17 protein-coding genes are annotated in these 17,517 nt (G+C 70.4%); 5 read left to right on the top strand and 12 right to left on the bottom strand.

What is annotated here, in order from left to right; all coding sequences use genetic code 11:
- Positions 1-62: 62 nt before the first annotated feature.
- The 3 genes from MKK88_RS30030 to MKK88_RS30040 all read right to left on the bottom strand — a co-directional run bounded on the left by MKK88_RS30030 (position 63) and on the right by MKK88_RS30040 (position 3,014).
- The gene (locus MKK88_RS30030; protein ID WP_244006665.1) at positions 63-1,187 is read right to left on the bottom strand and encodes an alpha/beta hydrolase; all 1,125 of its coding nucleotides are present in this window, start codon (positions 1,185-1,187) and stop codon (positions 63-65) included.
- Between the two features lie 126 nt (positions 1,188-1,313).
- Positions 1,314-2,156: an App1 family protein gene (locus MKK88_RS30035; RefSeq protein ID WP_409566733.1), complete on the bottom strand. Its 843-nt coding sequence runs from the start codon at positions 2,154-2,156 to the stop codon at positions 1,314-1,316.
- Positions 2,157-2,615: 459 nt separating this feature from the next.
- Positions 2,616-3,014 (bottom strand): DUF3775 domain-containing protein, encoded by a 399-nt coding sequence (locus MKK88_RS30040; RefSeq protein ID WP_244006668.1) that lies wholly within the window; start codon positions 3,012-3,014, stop codon positions 2,616-2,618.
- A 283-nt stretch (positions 3,015-3,297) separates the two neighbouring features.
- On the opposite strand from MKK88_RS30040, the gene MKK88_RS30045 reads away from it, so the two are divergent.
- Both MKK88_RS30045 and MKK88_RS30050 read left to right on the top strand, forming a co-directional pair.
- Positions 3,298-4,773 carry a hypothetical protein gene (locus MKK88_RS30045; RefSeq protein WP_279602638.1) on the top strand — a complete coding sequence of 492 codons (1,476 nt, stop codon included), beginning with the start codon at positions 3,298-3,300 and terminating at the stop codon, positions 4,771-4,773.
- Positions 4,774-4,833: 60 nt separating this feature from the next.
- Positions 4,834-6,156, top strand: a complete 1,323-nt coding sequence (locus tag MKK88_RS30050) for an HlyC/CorC family transporter (RefSeq protein WP_244006671.1) — start codon at positions 4,834-4,836, stop codon at positions 6,154-6,156.
- Between the two features lie 216 nt (positions 6,157-6,372).
- Here MKK88_RS30050 and MKK88_RS30055 read toward each other — a convergent pair whose 3' ends face one another.
- Positions 6,373-7,761: an aminotransferase gene (locus tag MKK88_RS30055; protein WP_244006673.1), complete on the bottom strand. Its 1,389-nt coding sequence runs from the start codon at positions 7,759-7,761 to the stop codon at positions 6,373-6,375.
- 120 nt (positions 7,762-7,881) lie between these two features.
- Here MKK88_RS30055 and MKK88_RS30060 point away from each other — a divergent pair, with 120 nt between their 5' ends.
- Entirely contained in the window at positions 7,882-8,415 is a 534-nt protein-coding gene (locus tag MKK88_RS30060) for a hypothetical protein (protein ID WP_244006679.1), read from the top strand.
- Positions 8,416-8,429: 14 nt separating this feature from the next.
- Here the strand turns inward: MKK88_RS30060 and MKK88_RS30065 are convergent, their stop codons facing one another.
- Positions 8,430-8,690: a DUF6894 family protein gene (locus MKK88_RS30065; RefSeq protein ID WP_244006685.1), complete on the bottom strand. Its 261-nt coding sequence runs from the start codon at positions 8,688-8,690 to the stop codon at positions 8,430-8,432.
- Between the two features lie 329 nt (positions 8,691-9,019).
- On the opposite strand from MKK88_RS30065, the gene MKK88_RS30070 reads away from it, so the two are divergent.
- Complete coding sequence (locus MKK88_RS30070) at positions 9,020-9,511, top strand: glutathione peroxidase (RefSeq protein ID WP_244006687.1); 492 nt, start codon at positions 9,020-9,022, stop codon at positions 9,509-9,511.
- Positions 9,512-9,530: 19 nt separating this feature from the next.
- On the opposite strand, the gene MKK88_RS30075 is transcribed toward MKK88_RS30070, so the two are convergent.
- The 4 genes from MKK88_RS30075 to MKK88_RS30090 all read right to left on the bottom strand — a co-directional run bounded on the left by MKK88_RS30075 (position 9,531) and on the right by MKK88_RS30090 (position 11,941).
- Positions 9,531-9,797, bottom strand: a complete 267-nt coding sequence (locus tag MKK88_RS30075) for a hypothetical protein (RefSeq protein ID WP_244006688.1) — start codon at positions 9,795-9,797, stop codon at positions 9,531-9,533.
- Between the two features lie 180 nt (positions 9,798-9,977).
- Positions 9,978-10,769 carry an ATP12 family chaperone protein gene (locus MKK88_RS30080; protein ID WP_244006690.1) on the bottom strand — a complete coding sequence of 264 codons (792 nt, stop codon included), beginning with the start codon at positions 10,767-10,769 and terminating at the stop codon, positions 9,978-9,980.
- A 46-nt stretch (positions 10,770-10,815) separates the two neighbouring features.
- Entirely contained in the window at positions 10,816-11,481 is a 666-nt protein-coding gene (locus tag MKK88_RS30085; RefSeq protein WP_244006692.1) for an HAD-IA family hydrolase, read from the bottom strand.
- Positions 11,482-11,539: 58 nt separating this feature from the next.
- The gene (locus MKK88_RS30090) at positions 11,540-11,941 is read right to left on the bottom strand and encodes a hypothetical protein (protein WP_244006694.1); all 402 of its coding nucleotides are present in this window, start codon (positions 11,939-11,941) and stop codon (positions 11,540-11,542) included.
- A 244-nt stretch (positions 11,942-12,185) separates the two neighbouring features.
- On the opposite strand from MKK88_RS30090, the gene MKK88_RS30095 reads away from it, so the two are divergent.
- Entirely contained in the window at positions 12,186-12,899 is a 714-nt protein-coding gene (locus tag MKK88_RS30095) for an alpha/beta fold hydrolase (protein WP_244006696.1), read from the top strand.
- Here the strand turns inward: MKK88_RS30095 and MKK88_RS30100 are convergent.
- The 3 genes from MKK88_RS30100 to MKK88_RS30110 all read right to left on the bottom strand — a co-directional run bounded on the left by MKK88_RS30100 (position 12,866) and on the right by MKK88_RS30110 (position 17,231).
- Positions 12,866-14,242 (bottom strand): RluA family pseudouridine synthase, encoded by a 1,377-nt coding sequence (locus MKK88_RS30100; RefSeq protein WP_244006698.1) that lies wholly within the window; start codon positions 14,240-14,242, stop codon positions 12,866-12,868. The two genes, MKK88_RS30095 and MKK88_RS30100, sit on opposite strands and share 34 nt — an antisense overlap.
- A 239-nt stretch (positions 14,243-14,481) precedes the next feature.
- On the bottom strand, positions 14,482-15,441 hold the full coding sequence (locus MKK88_RS30105; protein WP_244006700.1) for a substrate-binding domain-containing protein: 960 nt from the start codon (positions 15,439-15,441) through the stop codon (positions 14,482-14,484).
- 80 nt (positions 15,442-15,521) lie between these two features.
- Positions 15,522-17,231: a methyl-accepting chemotaxis protein gene (locus tag MKK88_RS30110; RefSeq protein WP_279602618.1), complete on the bottom strand. Its 1,710-nt coding sequence runs from the start codon at positions 17,229-17,231 to the stop codon at positions 15,522-15,524.
- Positions 17,232-17,517: the final 286 nt, after the last annotated feature.

The raw sequence follows: 17,517 nt of genomic DNA on the forward strand, positions 1-17,517 counted from the left end.
CCGCGATGCTGCATTGCACCATTTCGTGAGGCCCGCGCCTCGCCGGTGCCGAAATCGCTTCCTCAGCGGCCCAGATGGGCGTCGAAGAACCGGGCCATCTCGCCGAACGCCTCCTTGGTTTCGGGCGCATCCGGCGTGAACAGGTACTGGGCGTGGGACATCCCCTCAAACACCTGGAGCGAGGCCTCGATCCCGGCCGCGCGCAGCTTCCGGTGGGTCCGCACGGTGTTCGACAGGAACAGGCCCCGGGTCCCGGTGATCAGGAGCGCGGGCGGCAGGCCGGTGAAGTCGCCGTAGATCGGCGAGAGCTGCGGGTCCTTCAGGTCGCGGCCGGCGGCGTAGAGCTTGGCGGCCGGCGTCAGGTAGCCGGAATAGCTGACGAGGACGTTGTCGATCCACTCGTTGGTCCGGTAGCTGTCGCCGGTCTCGGTCATGTCGGCCCAGGGCGTGCCGAGGCCGATGGCGGCCGGCAGCGCGAGACCCTCGGCCTTGGCGCGGAGCATCAGGGCCAGGGTCATGCCGCCGCCGGTCGAGGTGCCGAACACCGCCATGTTCTGGGGCTTCTGCATGGTCTGCATGGCGCGCCAGACCGCGGTCGCGTCGTCCATGGCGGCGGGGTAGGGGGCGTCGGGCGGCATCCGGTAATCCACCGCGATCACCTTGAAGCCACCGAGGCCGGCCATCAGGATCGCCTCCAGCGTACCTGCCTCGCCGGGATTGTAGACGTAGCCGCCCCCGTGGATGTTCAGGAGCAGTCGGTTGCGGTTGGCCTCGGGCATCTGCCGGGGCTGGATCACGAAGGCCTTCACGCCGCCGATCACCGCGGCCTCGCTGGTGACGCCGAGTTTTTCGCGCAGCGCCGGGAGGGCGGCGGCTCCCGCGGCGGCGAGCTTGTCGATGAGCGCCTTCCAGGCCGCGGCGTCCGGCGGGTTCGCGTTCCAGGCTGGCACGCGGTAGGGCGCCGCCACGGTTGTGCGGAATTGCGGGCTCACCGTGTCGGGCACCGGTATGACTTTGGCCGGGACCGTCCGCGGACCCGGCGCGGCGTTGGCGGCCCCGATCTTGGCCTCCAGCTGCGCGAAGGGGCGATCGGACGCGGCGGCGAGCGAGGGCGAGGGCGAAGCCTGCCCGAAGGCCGCTTGGGTGCCACAGGCGATCAACAGCAGCGCGGACAGGCTCAGGCGCATCTCGGTTCCTCATGCCGCAGCCCGGTCTGCGAACCCCATCTTGGCGGGTGCCGGCTGCGCGTGGAGTCAGGGTATGGGATGGATCGAGCCGGACCAGGGGTCCGGATGACGTTCGCGGCCGCGCGTTCAGGCGTCGAGGCGCGGCAGCGTGGCCGGAGCCTCCGGCTCGACCACCAGGGTCGCCGGCACGCTGTCGTCGCCCGCCAAAGCCTCGGCGATCGCCTCCCGGGCGATCGGGGCCTCGGGTTCGGCGGGGTCCGGCGTGATCCGGGCGGTCTCCCGGCGTGGCCCGGTCTCGGCGTCGGCGGCGTGCTCGTCGGCGACGCCGGCCACGGCCGCGGGGGTGATCAAACCGATCGCGGCGGCGTGCTCGGCCATGGCGACGCTGTCGGCGGCGAGCACCAGACTCGACCCCGCCCGGGCGACGGCGCCGGCCAGGCGCACGATCTCCTCGGTCCGGGCGGCATTGCGCGACACGTTGCGGATGTAGACCGCCAGCACCCGCCCGGGATTCTCCTCGACGATCTGCGCGTAGACCTCCGGATCGTGCTGGCCGCTGTCGCCGATCAGCACGAAGGGCAGATCCCGGTAGAGGTCGAGCATATGCCGGATCAGCGCCTGCTTGTGGTCGGTCGCCCGGCGCGGCAGCGGATGCGTCCAGGACAGGCCCCATTCCCGCAGGAACAGCACCGGCCCCGCCGGGATGCCGTGCCGCTGGAAGAACTCCGACAGCATCTCGTAGAGGCCCCAGGGCGCCCGGGAGACGTAGAGCATCGGGTTGCCCTCCGCGCCACCGGCACCGGCATGCAGCGCCCGGTACAGGGCGGCGACACCCGGGAAGGCGACCCGGCTCTCGGCATCCTCGACGAACAGCCGCCAGAGCATCTTGAGCTTGTTGGCGACGCCGGTGCGCATCACCGTGTCGTCGATGTCGCTGACGACGACGCAGCGGCAGTTCCCAGGCGGGATGAACACCGCGCCCTCCGCCGGGATCGGCGGCTCGCTCTCGAGGACGAGGTTCACCGCATGCCATTCCCCGGGCTCGGCCGGGGGGCTCGCCGGGTGCAGGTGCACGCGGAAATAGCCGTCCCGGTCGGTCTCGACCCGCACCGCGTCCCCGCCGAATGTGGCGGAGACGCAGGCCCCCGCGACCGTGCGCCGGGAAATGCGGCGGCGCAGGTCGCGCCATTGCGCCCGCAGGGAGTCCGGATCCTCCCCTGGAATCCCGGGGGACTGCCGGAACACGCGGCCGATCAGAAAGATCGCCTCCCGCGAGCCGTAGCCGCGATAGGGCTCGACCACGAGGCCGCCACGGCCCTTGCCGCCATGGCCCTGCGCCCGGCGGACCGGCCGGACGAGGACGCGCAGCGCCTTGCCGGCGCCCCTGCGCACACGGGAGGCTACCCGGGTCGCCACGACGGTGGTCGATCAGGCCTGGGGGAGCTCGGGGCTCAGCCCCAGCGCATCCAGGCCCTCCTCCAGCAGGTCCCCGGCATCGGGCGAGCCCAGCAGTTCCTTGACGGCGCCGTCGCCCGCAGCCTCGCGCTCCCGGGCGAAGCGGACCGCCTCGCCCCACTCCTCCGGCTCCATGTCGCCGCGGCCGATATAGAGCAGCGCCAGCAGCTCCGCCCGGGCATCGTCGTCGAGCGCCGCGATCATGCCGCGGACTTCCTCCTCCGTGGCATCGTCGGTGCCGGAGATCAGGACGTCGGTGGACCCGTCGTCGATCGGGTTCGAGCCCGAATCCGGATCGGTATTGCCTTCCTTCACCTCGATGGCCCGCAGCCGCATGACGATGTCGGTGACGGTTTCGACGGCGATATCCATGCGCTGTTCTCCGGACGCTGAAACGATCGGGCCCGCGGGGCCCTCAAGCCGCGACAACGGGCGAGCGGGCAAGGGGTTCGCCCCATCCCCATCGGAACGGTGCATGCGTGGTTCGCGCCCCTTTCCGGTCCGACGGCCGTAGGCTAAAGCCAGCGCGACTTGTCCGACGATCGGATCACAACCGGCGATAGACGTGGTTTTTCAGAAGACTGCCCTCACATCGCCCGCCGATACCGTTGATCTCCCAGCTCAGGATTGCACGGTGAGGCGTGGGGCCGCGCTGATGGCGGCCCTCGGCGGTGTGGCGATATCCGTCCTGCTCGGACCGAATCCGGCGGCGGCGCGGTCCGCGGGCTTTGAGGGCAGTGCGCCGAGCTGCTACATCACCGGCGGCGGGGGCCTGGAGATCTGCCGCGAGGGTTCGGAGGCCGAGGGTGTGCTGATCGCCCCCGCGCCGTGCGCCTTCGTGCGCGGCGTGCAGATCCTGAAGCTCCCCCGCACCGAGGCGCCCGGACCGATCCAGACCGTGTTCCAGGGCCAGACTCCGTTCGCATCCCGTCGCGAGGAGCCCTGCCCGGAGCGCCGCGCCACCGACAGCCGCGACGGCGGGTCCCTGCGCACGGGGCGTACCGTGGAGGCGCTGGTCACGACGCTGCCACCCTCGGCAGACCGGTTCTGGGTCGACCTGCCCGAGGAGCGCACGAAGTCCCGCGGCTGGTCCGAGCCGACGCCCTCCGCCGAGGGGATCGGCCCGCGCGACCCCATCGCCATCGCCGGCCGCGACTGGGCGGGCGAGGCCTACAGCTACGTCTTCCTGCTCGGGCAGGAGCGGGTGGGCGTGGCCGCCGGGCAGGATGAGGCCCAGACGGGCAGACGCCGCGGGCGGCGTCGGGCCGAGCCGGACGAGGCGGGACCGGGGCCGGCCGATGTCCGACGCCGGGTCCAGATCGAGGCCCGCACCCTCGACTTCCAGAGCTTCGAGATCCGCACGCGCAGCGCCGACGGCTACGGGCTGAGCTGGACGCCGTTTCAGGCCGGCACCGGCCGCGGGCGGAGCAACCCGCCCAGCCCCGCGCCCGTGATGGACGAGGCCGGCAAGCCGGTGGCCTCCGCCTGCACGGCGCCGGCCTTCGAGACCCACGGGCTCGCGGGCTCGATCAGCATCGTCGAGCGCACCTATCACTACGTCTACACGGACGTGCTGCCGGAGGATTGCGGCCTCGCCCCCGAGAAGCGGCGCACGGCCCTCTATCTGCGCACCGCCCAGGACCTGTCCGGACCCAAGGTCTGGTCCGTCGCAAAAAAGCTCGCCGGGCCCCTGCCGCCGGGGAGCCTCGTGCGGGTTGCCCGCGCCAAGGGGATGCAGCGCTGGGCGGTGTCCTACACCTGCCAGCGGCCCGCCAACGCGCCGGGCGGCCCGGTGGCCGATATCTGCCTGCAATACACCGCCGACATGAGCCTCGACGGGATCGGCACCCTCAAGCTCTATGCCGACCCGGTGGAGGCCGGCCGCTCGCCCGCCTATCTCGGCCTGCGCTCGGGGGGCGACGGCAGCGGCCGCTTCGACCGGAGCGCCCATTTCTGGATGACGGACGCGCAAGGGAACCTCGACACGCCGTCGATCTACCCCAACAAGGCCGGCTTCCTGACCTGGCTCGATCGCCTCGCCCCGACCGCCTCCGGCCGCGACACGTCGAGCCTTTACGGCCGCCCGGTCTACTGGGCGACGTGGACGGTGCGCCGGACCGACGCGCAATAAGCGGCGCGAGCCGCTATATGGGCGGCCGAGTCGCCATTGTAGGCTGGCCTGACGGAACCGATGGACACCGAAATCGACCTGTGGTTCGCCGCGAGCATCGTGGTGATCTCGCTTCTGCTCTCGGCCTTCTTCGCGGGGGCCGAGACCGCGTTCACGGCCGCCTCCCGGGCGCGGATGCACACGCTGGAGCAGGCGGGGGACCCGCGGGCGGCAATCGTCAACCGCATCCTGGCGATCCGCGAGCGCTTCATCGGCGCCATGCTGATCGGCTACAACATCGTGGCGATCGGCGCCTCGGCCTTTACCACCAGCGTGCTGACCGCCCTGTTCGGCAAGAGCGGCGTGATCTACGCGACCGTCGGCATGTCGGTGCTGGTCATCGTCTTCGCCGAGGTGCTGCCGAAGACGCTCGCCATCTCGAAGCCCGACCAGACCGCACTCGTCACCGCGCGTCCCGTCGCCTTCGCGGTCGCCATCATGGGACCGCTGGCAATCGCCATCGAGCAGCTGGTGCGGCTGATGCTGAAGCCGTTCGGCGTGACCATCGGCGAGCACCAGTCGATCCTCACCGCCGCCGAGGAATTGCGCGGGCAGGTGGCGCTGATGCACCGCGAGGGCGGGGTCGCCAAGGCCGAGCGCGACATGCTCGGTGGCCTCCTCGACCTGTCGGAGCTGACCGTCTCCGACGTGATGGTCCACCGCACCAAGATGCGGGCGATCGACGCCGACCAATCCTCCGAGGACATCGTGCGGGCGGTCCTGTCCTCGCCCTACACGCGGATGCCCCTGTGGCGCGGCACGCCCGAGAACATCATCGGCGTCCTCCACGCCAAGGACCTGCTGCGGGCGCTCGACGCCGCGGGGGGTGACGCCTCGGGGCTGAAGGTCGAGGCGCTGGCGCTGGAGACGTGGTTCGTGCCGGGCACGACCTCGCTGCGCGCCCAGCTCAAGGCGTTCCTGACCAAGAAGACCCACTTCGCCCTGGTGGTCGACGAGTACGGCGAGGTGATGGGGCTGGTGACCCTGGAGGACATCCTGGAGGAAATCGTCGGCGAGATCGCCGACGAGCACGACGTCACGGTCTCCGGGGTGCGGCCGCAGGGGGACGGCTCGGTCAATGTCGATGGCGGCGTGCCGATCCGCGACCTCAACCGGGCGATGGACTGGAACCTGCCCGACGAGGAGGCCACCACGATCGCGGGCCTCGTGATCCACGAGGCCCGGACCATCCCCGACCAGGGCACGGCCTTCAACTTTCACGGGTTCCGCTTCCAGGTGATCCGGAAGGCCAAGAACCGGATCACGACGCTGCGGATCACGCCGCTGACGGCGACCGGGGTGCAGGCGAGCGCGCTGCCGGAGGCGCAGCGCGGCGGGGAGTGAGCGCGCGGTTTGGGATCGGCGGGGGCGCCTATGCCACGCGCCCTTTCCCGGGCGCATGGCACGAAAGCGGAATGCGAACCGGGAGCCGGCGCAAGAATCGCCGCGACAGCGGCACCAGCTGGTCAAGATGGCCGCCTCGCGACGTTTGGCCCCGGTTCCCGGATCACCTGCCACGTTCGTTTCAGGCGTCCGGAAAAAGGTCGGTGCCGGACCGGCTCACCCCGGCATCGCCTCCAGCCCCTCCGCGCGGATCCAGTCGCGGGTCCGGTCCAGCGCCCGGCCGAGCCGGTCGAACAGGGCGTCGATCTCGTCCGGTGTGATGATCAGCGGCGGGCAGACGGCGACGCGATCGCCGGCCAGCGCGCGCACGATCAGTCCCTCACCTTGCGCGAAGGCGACGCAGCGGGCGGCCACGCCCTTCTTCGGGTCGTATTGCCGCTTGCTCGCCTTGTCGGCGACGATCTCCAGCCCGCCAATCAGCCCGATGCCGTTGGCCTCGCCCACAATGTCGTGCTCGGTGAGCGTCGCGAGCCGGCGCTGGAAATGCGGCGCCTTCTCAGCCGCGCCCTCGATGACCCTGTCGCGCCGGTAGATCTCGATCGCCTTCAGCGCCACCGCGGCGGCCACGGGATGCCCCGAATAGGTCGTGCCGTGGCCGAAGGTACCGAGCTTCTCGCTCTGGCTGATCAGGACCTGATAGAGCGGTTCGTCGATGCTGACGCCGCCGAGCGGCATATAGGCGGAGGTCAGCGCCTTGGCGAAGGAGATCGAGTCCGGCCGGACGCCGAGCGCCTCGCTGCCGAACCACGTGCCGCACCGGCCGAAGCCGCAGATCACCTCGTCGGCGATGAAACGCACGTCGTATTTCGCCAGCACGGCCTGGATCGCCGCGAAGTAACCGCGCGGCGGCACGATCGCCCCGCCCGCGCCCATCACCGGCTCGGCGATGAAGGCCGCCACCGTCTCGGGGCCCTCGCGCAGGATCGTCTCCTCCAGCTCGGCGGCGAGCCGGGCCGAATAGGCCTCCTCGCTCTCGCCTGCTTCAGCGCCCCGATAGTGGTGGGCGGCGGAGACGTGCAGGAAGCCCGGCAGCGGCAGGTCCCAATCGGCGTGGTTCGCCGTCAGCCCGGTCATCGAGGCGCTCGCCACCGTGACCCCGTGATAGCCCTTCTGCCGGGCGATGATCTTTTTCTTACGCGGCCGGCCGAGCGCGTTGTTGTAGTACCATGTCAGCTTGACCTGGGTGTCGTTGGCCTCTGACCCCGAGGACGTAAAAAAAATCTTCGAGGTCGGGACCGGCATCAGCTCCTTGAGCGTCTCGGCGAGCTCGATCCCCGGATCGTGGCTGCGGCCCGAGAACAGGTGGGTGAAGGGCAGGCGCGCCATCTGCGTCTGAGCCGCCTCGACGAGTTCGGTGTTCGAGTAGCCGAGCGCCGTACACCACAGGCCCGACATGCCCTCGATATAGGCGCGCCCCTCCGTGTCGTAGACATGGACGCCCTGGCCGCGCTCCAGGACCAGCGGGCCCGTCTGTCGGTGCGTCGACAGGTTGGTGTAGGGGTGGAGCAGGGTTTCGACGTCGCGGGTCGCGAGATTCGAGAGCATCGGCGGCAGGTCCTCGTGCCGAGGGGATCCGCCACACTACCGACCCGATGCACCGGCAGGTAGCCCGGCGGACCCGCCTCCGGCCGTTGTCGGATGCATGCCGGACGCGCTGTACGCCCCATGCTCGAACCCGAAACCTTCGTCGCCCAGCCCGCCCCCGGCCGCGCCTGCGGCGCCTGCACGCTCTGCTGCAAGGTCTACGACGTGCCGGCAGTCGAGAGCGTGGCCGGCCAATGGTGCCGGCACACCAAGGCCGGGCAGGGCTGCGCCATCCACGCCACCCGCCCCGACCATTGCCGCGCCTTCCACTGCCTCTGGATGACGGAGAGCTGGCTTGGGCCGGAATGGAAACCCGATCGCGCCAAGATGGTGCTGGCTTTGGATCCGCTCACCCGCAACATGAACGTGCAGGTCGATCCCGGGCAGGCGAATGCGTGGCGGCGCGAGCCCTATTACGGGCAGCTCAAGCGATGGGCCGCAGCCTCGGTGCCGCTGCGCCGGCACGTGCTGGTCCACGTGAACAAGACCACCACCGTCGTCCTGCCGGACCGTGACGTCAGCCTCGGGGTGGTCTCGGCCCAGGAGCGCATCGTCTCGCGGGAGCGGATGACGCCGCAGGGGCCGAGCTTCGACGTGGAGAAGGTGCCGGCCTGAGCGGGCAACCGCGTTCAACGATCCGCGCCGGCAGCGCGCCGCATCACGGGGGATTCGACCACCAGGAAGGTCATCTGGAACAGGATGAGACCCGTATCGTCGGTCACCTCGATGCGCCAATCCTCGCCGAGGGCGATCCGGTGCGCGTCGTGCTTCAGGATGTCGCCGGCGATCCGAATGGCTTCGAGCCGGGCGGCCTGAGTGTCGGGCAGCTCAGTCCCTTCCGTATCCAGCACGGAACAGCCGTCGTGGACATGGAAGTGGAAGCGCGGCATCGACGTAGCCTAATAACCTCCAGGCGGGGGTACGGCCAACCCTCACTCGCAGCCGCGCCGATCGCCATTGCTGCACTTGGCACACCTTTATACAATATCGGTAGCCATAACTATGACCCACATCAGAGTCGCGTCGGATTGCGTTACGATCGGGCGCGGCTCCAGGCCGCTGTCGCGACGCACCCGCTCGCGCCAGCGGTGTCCGCGTCTGCAGAGAGCGCTCTCGATCGGAAGACCCAATCGGTTGCGACGCGCGGCCCCGACGCCGATGCGGTCACAGGTGGCGTGCGCATCTTGCGAAGCGGGCCGGCTTGCCCGATGGATCGTGCATGACGACGGTGCATGACTTCACTGTTACCGCTGCCGACGGGACGCCCTACGCGCTCGCCCAGCATCGCGGCCAAGTGCTGCTGATCGTGAACACGGCCTCGCGTTGCGGCTTCACCCCGCAATACGAGGGGCTGGAAGCGCTCTGGCGGCGGTACCGGGTTGCGGGCCTGACGGTTCTGGGCTTTCCCTGCAATCAGTTCGCCGCGCAGGAGCCCGGCGACGCCGCCGAGATCGCCCGCTTCTGCACCCTGAAATACGAGGTGAGCTTCCCCGTCCTGGCGAAGGTCGCGGTGAACGGACCGGGGGCCGAACCGCTGTACGATTATCTCACACATGCCCGGCGCGGGCTGTTCGGTACCCGGGCGGTGAAGTGGAACTTCGCGAAGTTCCTCGTAGGGCGCGATGGCCGGGTCATCGCCCGCTACGCCCCCAGGACAAAGCCAGCCGCCCTGGAGGCGGAGATTCAGGCGGCGCTCGCCGCGGCGCCGTGAGGCGCGTCCCGCGCGATGCTCAACCCTCGTACCCGGCGGCCACGCCCACGCGCCTGTCACCGGCGCCGCAGGCCCGCAGGACGGTCCGCAGGGACGCCAGCGGAAAGGGACGAACCGCCTCACGTAGAATCCCGGCGAAGAACCGGATTTCCGCAATCTTCCGCAGTGTCGAACCCGAAGCGCCCCCGGTCGAAGCTCGATCTTCGAGGTCGCGCAGGGCGTCGAAGAGTGCATAGCGGTCAGGCCTGTCGCCGAACGACTGTACACGCGCGGCGAGCGCGGCCATCTCACCCTCGAAGCTGCACGGCACGGACTGAGCGGCACACATGGTCGACCCGAATGCAACGGGAAACGACCTTAGAACAGTCTTCGGACCGAGTCAGCCGGCAGCCCGCGGCCCGCGCGGCAAGTTTCGGATTGTTGCGCCCTTGCATCGGCCGGGATGCACCGACCGGGACCTGTCCCATCAGCGACGGGCTCCGACGAAGTCGGCAGCAGCCTCGAACTCGGCGCGGCGGGCCTCATGGCGCGCCTCCGCCTCGGTGTCGCGGCCCCAGACCTCGGCCTGATAGGTCTCGTCGACATGAGCGGCGGCCCAGGCCTCCGCCGGTGTGAGACGCCCCTCAAGGACCGCCAGCGCGATCAGCAGGGACCCGGTAAGCGTCGTCAGCGTGTGCAGTCCGGCGAGGCGGAACGGGTCGGTCACCGTCTCCACCGCGGCGGAGAGCGCCCGCACCGTGTCGGCCGGCTGGGTGACGTGCATCACGCCCTCACTCAGGATCACCCGGACACCGAACCTCTCCCGCGCCCAATCGAGTATCGGGTCCCAGGCTGCGGCCTGGGCCGCGACCAGTCGCTCCGGATCCCCGGCCCGGTAGGCGACGAGGTCGGTGCCCGTATAGGCGCACAGGTCTGCGGTGACCGCGTCCAACCGCGGAGCGACGCCATCGATCGCCGTGTTGGCGAGCCGGGTCAGCGGCATCCGGGACGGGTCGATCTGCGGGTCCTGGGCCGCCCACTCGGCCGCGACCGCCCCGGCCAGGGCGCGGGTGGGCAGGCGCAGGGGGTTGCGGGCCGGCGTGTTGGCCGGGCGGCCGTCCAGGGTCAGGCGGAAGCCGTCCGGATCCTCCGCGAAGCCGGCCTCCTTGTAGAACCTCCGGGGGAGGGCGGGCTTCGCGTGACCGCGGGCGGCCCGAACCGGATCAGGCGTCTCGTCGTCGCGCGGCTGGCCGAGCCAGTCTGTCGTCTCATCGCTCATGGGGGCGAGATAGGCCTTCCCGGGCCCGCGCGCGAGCCTCCCGGGCTCAGGGACGCGGCGCCGCGGCGGCGAGGAGCCGGGTCTCGAGGGCGCCAGCGCTCGGCATCACGGCGGCGGCCCCCGCGCTGATGAGCGCCTCGGGCGGGTGGTAGCCCCAGGCGACGCCGACGGACTCGGCGCCGGCCGCCACCCCCATGGCGATGTCGAAGGTGGTGTCGCCGACCATCACGGTGGCCTCGGGCGGGCATCCGGCCTCATCCATGGCCTGCTGGAGCATGGTCGGATCGGGCTTGGACGGCGCGTCGTCGGCGCTCTGGGTCGTCACGAACCAGTCGGTCCAACCGTGATGCGCGACCAGCCGGTCGACCCCGCGCCGCGACTTGCCGGTGGCCAGTCCGATCAGAACGTCGTCGCGCTCCCGCAGCCGGGCCAGCAGATCGGCCATGCCGGGGAAGAGCGGCTCCTCATAGGCAGGATCGAGTCGCAGCCGGTTGTAGGCCTGCTTGTAGCTTTCCGAGAGCTCCGCGATCGGCCCGTCGTCGCCGACGAGCCGGCGGAAGGCCTGCGGCAGCGAGAGGCCGACCACCGACAGGGCTTCCCGTCGCCCGGGGGCGGGCAGGCCGTTCTCCGCGAAGGCGAGTCCCTGTGCCGCCACGATGAGGTGCTGGCTGTCGACGAGGGTCCCGTCGACGTCGAAGACCACGAGCCTCATCGCCGCCATCGGGCCGATGACAGATCGTCCGATCGGGATGGGGGCCTGTTGGAGCGCATCACGGCTTCCGGCCCGGCTGCACCGGCTGTCCGGCGGGCTGTCCCGCCTGCCCGGGGACCTGTCCCGCCGACTGGCCCGATTGGCCGCGGGTCCGCTCGTAGCCGAGCCGGCAGCGGATCAGGAACCGCCGGCGCTTACCACCACGCAGCCCGCGCTGATGCGAGGCGCGGTTGCAGGCCGCGTAGGAACGGCGGCGGCGTTCGACCCGGGCGCTGGTGCCCTGCCGGGCCTGGGCGGGCCCCGCCTCGCCGGACGGCGCGACCGGATGCGGCATCGCAGTCTCGACCGGCCGGGTGCCGGTCGTCGGCAGCGCTGGCTTGGACGCCTCGCCCGGGGCCGCATGCGCGATCGGCCCGGCGAGGCACAGGGCGGCGAGGCAGGCCAGCATCGCAAGCTTCATGCGTCAGGATCTCAAGCCGGGAAACGGGGCCGCGACGGATCGGCGGCGCGGGCAGCATATGAGGCGGCGCCTCCGCTTGCCAAGACCTCGCCAAGACTCACCGTGCCGACATTCCCCGTGCCAAGACGGGGTAAGATCGGGGACAAGACATGAGACCCCGGGCGACATCCGGATCGTGATCCGCGTTTCACCGGAGATCGGACCGGGCTCGAACGAAGGCAGGCGGTGAGATGCTGGTTCCGCGATGAATCTTCTGCTGCTTCCAGGCTTCATGACGGACCGCGATCTGTGGTCCGATCTCGCCGACGCTCTCGTGCAGGTCGGGCCGATCACGTACGGCGATCCGAGCCGGGACGCCACGATCAACGCCATGGCTGACCGGGCCATCGCGCAGGCGCCGGACCGATTCGCCCTGGTGGGCTTTTCCATGGGCGGCTACGTGGCCCGGGAGATCGCCCGGCGCATGCCGGATCGAGTCCGCGCCCTCGTGCTCATCGCCACCTCGGCCCGGTCCGACACGCCCGCCCAGGCGCAGCGGAAGGTCGCCGCGGTCGCCCATGTCCGCCATCGGGGTTTCGCCGGGCTCAGCCGGGGCGCGATCCTGCAGTCGGTGCATCCAGCACGGGTGGGCGATGCCGCCCTGCTTGCCCGCATCCGGGCGATGGGCGACCGGCTCGGCGGCGCGGTGTTCCTGCGTCAGGCGGAACAGGCCCGCGAATCCGACCTGGCCCACCTCGACGCGATCGCCTGCCCGACCCTCGTGGTCGCGGCCGAACAGGACGCCCTACGCAGCCTCGACGAGGCGCGCGAGCTTCAGGCTGGTATTCCCGGCGCGACCCTGACGGTGATCGACGGGTCGGGGCATATGCTGCCGCTGGAAGCCCCCGACGCCCTGACGGCGGCGATCGTACCCTGGCTTCGCGCTCAGGCCTCGGGCGCCTCGACGATCGGGTCGTAGCGGGCGGCGTCGAAACCCAGCAGGTTCCAGCTCTGGGCCATGTGGGGCGGCAGCGGGGCGCTGACATCCACGGGCTTGCCGGTGCGCGGGTGCGGGATCACGATCCGCCGGGCGAGCAGGTGGAGCCGGTTCTGGATGCCGCCCGGCAGCTCCCAGTTCTCGACCGAGAAGTATTTCGGGTCGCCGACGATCGGGTGTCCGATATGGGCCGCGTGGGCGCGCAGCTGGTGGGTGCGGCCCGTGACCGGCTTGAACGACAGCCAGGACAGCTTCTGGGCCGCCTGATCGACCATCGCGTAGTAGGTCAGCGCGTGACTCGCGCCCTCGTCGCCGTGCTTGGCCACCCGCATCCGCGCATCGGCGTCGGTCGGCTCCTCCTTGGCGAGGTAGGTCGAGACCCGCCCCTGGCGGACCCGCGGCACGCCGGCGGTGAGCGCCCAGTAGATTTTCCGCGCGGCGCGCGAGCGAAAACTCTTGGCGAGCGTCGCGGCGGCGAGCCGGGTCTTGGCGACGATCAGGCAGCCGGCCGTGTCCTTGTCGAGCCGGTGGACGAGGCGGGGCTTCTGCCCGTCCGGCCCGGTGAGCGCCGCGAGCAGCCCATCCACGTGACGGACCGTCCCCGATCCGCCCTGGACCGCGAGGCCGAAGGGCTTGTTGAGGATCATCATGTCGGCATCCTCGTAGAGGATCAGCGACCGGATGAATTCGGCGTCGTCCTGCTCGCGCAGGGGGTTGCGCGGGCGCTCCGAGGGTTGGTCGAGGCGCAGCGGCGGCACGCGCACGCTCATGCCCGGCTCCAGCCGGTCGTTGGGCTTGGCGCGCTTGCCGTCGACGCGCAATTCGCCCTTGCGGACAATGCTCTGCACCCGGGTGAAGGGCAGCAGTGGGAACCGGGCGGTGAGGAACCGGTCGATGCGCATGCCGGCCTCGTCCGGCTCGACCGTCAGAGTCTGCACCCCGGAGGCGAGGGTCGCGGAGGCGGCGGCCCGCTGCTCGCGCCGGGTCGGGCCGGGGGCGGGCGCCTCCGGACGCCGCGCCGCGGGATTCGACCGCGGCGGGGTCGTCTCAGTGTCGCGTGGCGCAGCCGCGGCGCGGCGGACCGGCGCCTTGCCGGACTTCGAAGGCCCAGCCGGTGCGGCCGCGGTGGAACTCGCGATGCCCCACGGATCGCGCGCGCCGGCATCGTCGCCACGGTTGCGTGCGGCGCGCTCGGCCGCGTCCCGGGCACTGGTGCGTGGGCCCGTACCGGCCCGGCCGGACGCCGCCGATCGTCCGGCCGGAAATTTACCCGTCGGTGGCTTTCGCCCTTTCGGGCCGCCGCGATTGGGAGGTCGTGTCGTCATGATCTGCCGAGGCCCGTCCCCGTTCGAGACGGCGCGTCCTGCCGCGCAGGCCGCAGCGTCGCGGACGGTCCGGATCGAGGGGGTTGCCCGGCTGTAGCACCGCCGACGCGCAGCGGCAAAGGCCAGGTGCGAAGGGACGCGGGCGACGCGGTCGGCTCGACGCGCCATCCACGCACTGACAGCCTGGACCCGGCGCGGTCATCACCGCGCGGTGGCTCAGCCGCGCAAGGCCCGCGGGCTCATGACTTGATGTAGCGCAGCAACGTCTTGTCGGTGACGAGGTCGAAGGGGATCCAGTCGTATTGCTGGACCGGCTCGTGGCGGATCAGCTTCGCGGCATCCTCGACGGCGCGCCCGCCTTCGAGGGCCGCATCCTGGAACACGGTGACATGGATCCGCCGGCTGCGCATGGCGCCGATCCCGTCAAGCGTCCCGTCCACACCGCCGATCAGGATCTGATCCCGCGGGATCTTGGCGGCCTCGAGCGCGTCCGCGGCCCCCATCGCCATCTCGTCGTTGTTGGCGGCGATCGCGTCGATCCTGCGTCCCTCGGCCAGCCATCGCGCGACGAGGGCGGCGGCCCGCTTGCGGTCCCAGTCCGCGGCCTCTTCGGCAGCGATCGTGATGCCGGGAAAGTCGTCCAGAACCTCCTTGACGCCCTGCGTGCGCAGGGCCGAGGCCGAATGGGAGGCCGGCCCCCGGATGATCGCGAGCCGGCCCCTGCCGTTCATCAGCTGCGCCAGCATGGACATCTGCAGCCGTCCGGCGACCAGGTCGTTCGGCAGGGCGAGGGCGACCCGCCCGGCAAACCAATCCTCGCGCGGCCCGTTATTCACGTAGACCAGGGGGATATCCGCTTCCTGTGCGAGGCGCGTGATCTCCCGCGTCGCCGCCGCCTCCACGGGGAGGATGATCAGCGCATCGACCTTGTCGCGGATGAACGCCTTGACCTGCTCGATCTGCGTCGCGCCGTCTCCGGTCTCCGCATGGGCGAACCGAACGGTCAGATCCGCATGGGTCTTGGCCCGCTCCTGGATCCCGTCGCGGAGGAACTGGAAGAACGCGACGGGCGGCACCATCGAGACGCCGATCGTGGCGGCCGAGGCGGAAATCGGGGCCCAGCCCAACGCGATCAGGAGGATCACGACGAGCCGCGCGCCCAGGCGGCGGGCGGCGCGGGATCGGGGTTTCGAAATCATTGCGGTTGTCTCTCGGATCGATCGGGCGGGCGGCGGGTGGCGATCACCGCCGGCCGCGGCGGTGGCGTCGGGAGCGGGGCTCAGGCAGCCCGGATGGTGCGGAGAAAGCGGTCGACCTCGCCGCCCAGCTGCTCGGCCTGGCCCGACAGCGCGTTGGCCGCGTCCAGAACCTGCGCGGCGGCGGAGCCGGCCTGCTGCGCCCGGCTGGCGACGCCGGTGATCGTCGCCGTGACCTCCCCGGTCCCGGTCGCCGCCTGGGTGATGTTGAGAGCGATCTCCCGTGTCGCCGTATTCTGCTCCTCGACCGCCGCCGCGATCGACGCTGCCGCGGCGCTCATGTCCTGGATCCGGGTCGTGATCCCCGTGATGGCCGCGACGACCTCGGACGTGAACCCCTGGATCGTCGCCACGTGACGCGCGATATCGTCGGTCGCCGCAGCGGTCTGGCCAGCGAGCGCCTTGACCTCGGACGCGACGACGGCGAAGCCGCGCCCGGCCTCCCCGGCCCGGGCCGCCTCGATCGTGGCGTTCAGGGCCAGGAGGTTGGTCTGCTTGGCCAGCGTCGCGATGATGCCGACGACGTCGCCGATCTGCGACGCCGCACCGCTGAGGGCCTGCACCAGCGTGGCGGTCTGTGCGGCTTCCCCGGCGACGCTGCCGGCCATCGCGGACGAGACCTCGGCCTGACGGCCGACATCGCGGACCGATGTCTCGAGGTCTCCGGCCGCCGCGGCCACCATCTTGACGTTGGCCGTAGCCTGCTCGGCCGCACTCGCCACGGCGGTCGACTGCCCCGCCGTCTCGCTGGCGATCCCCGTCATCGCTTCGGCCGTCTTGCGCAGCTGCGCGGACGCCGCCGAGAGCGCGGTCACGATCCCGCCGACCGCCGTCTCGAAGCGGTTAGCCAGCTCGACCATGGCCTGACGGCTCTGTTCCTCGGCCTGCCGACGGGCTTCGGTCGCCTCGCGTTCCAGGATCCTGGCCCGCTGCATGTTGTCCTGGAAGACCCGTACGGCCGCCGCCATGGCTCCGATCTCGTCGACGCGGCCGAGACCCGGGACAGTCACGTCGAGCTCGTTAGCCGACAGGCGCCGCATCACGCCAGTCATCGTCATGATCGGCGTCGCCACCCTGCGGACGACGAAGATACTGACCACCAGGGTCAGGATCGCCGCGACGCCGAGCGCGATGGTCACCGAGAGGGTCGACGTCCGGCCCACCGCGTCAGCCGCCGCGCTCCGCTCGGCCACCCGCGCCTGCCGGTGCGCGAGCACCGCACGCACCGCCGTCCGGAACGCGTCCGCGTCCTTGCCGAAAGCCCCGAACCCGACCGCGTCGGCGAGGGCGTGCTCACCGGCCCGATCGAGGGCCGAGACTTGGCTCTCGATCGCGAGGAAGTGCTGCCACGCCTCCCGAAGGCGGTGCGCGAGTGCCTGTTCCTCCGGGCCGGACACCGTCGGTGCGTAGCGGCTCCAGGCGGCTGAGAAGACTTCCTGCGCCTTCTGAAGCTGATCCGCGTAGGTTCGAGCCTCCGCTGCCCCGCGGGCGCTGTGGGCGAGAACACCCAAGGCGCGGAGTTCCTGGCTCACTTCGTTCATGAGGCCCAGATTCGCCGCCGCGTCGATTTCACCCACGACTGACTGCGCCGAGTTATTGATCAGTCGAACGCGCGTGATCGCAAAAAGTCCGATGACCATTGCGAGCAAGAATAAGATAACGAACGATCCAACGATGATTTTTCTCAAACTGAAGAACGATCTCCATCGTGAAGAACTAAAGTTCGACCCCATGAAAAAACCTGCATACGCTGATGACCTTGCCGATCTGCTTAACCAGTCGTCCTGCGTGCATCAACTAAAATTCCAGTCGATGACGAGATGATCATATTAAAATCCAAGTCGGATAGAGCGACGAACAGGATGCCGCATGAGACGCCAATTTTCCCAAATGACTATTGATGTCTAGCACTAGAAGAAACTTGAAGAATGTTGATTTGTCGATGTCGGCATCATCGGCCCATTTCAGGGCACCGTGTTCGGCGGCGCCGGCATTCGTGCCGGCGCGCCCGGCGGTGCG

The organism is Methylobacterium sp. E-005 (assembly GCF_022829725.1).
Classification (GTDB): Bacteria; Pseudomonadota; Alphaproteobacteria; order Rhizobiales; family Beijerinckiaceae; genus Methylobacterium.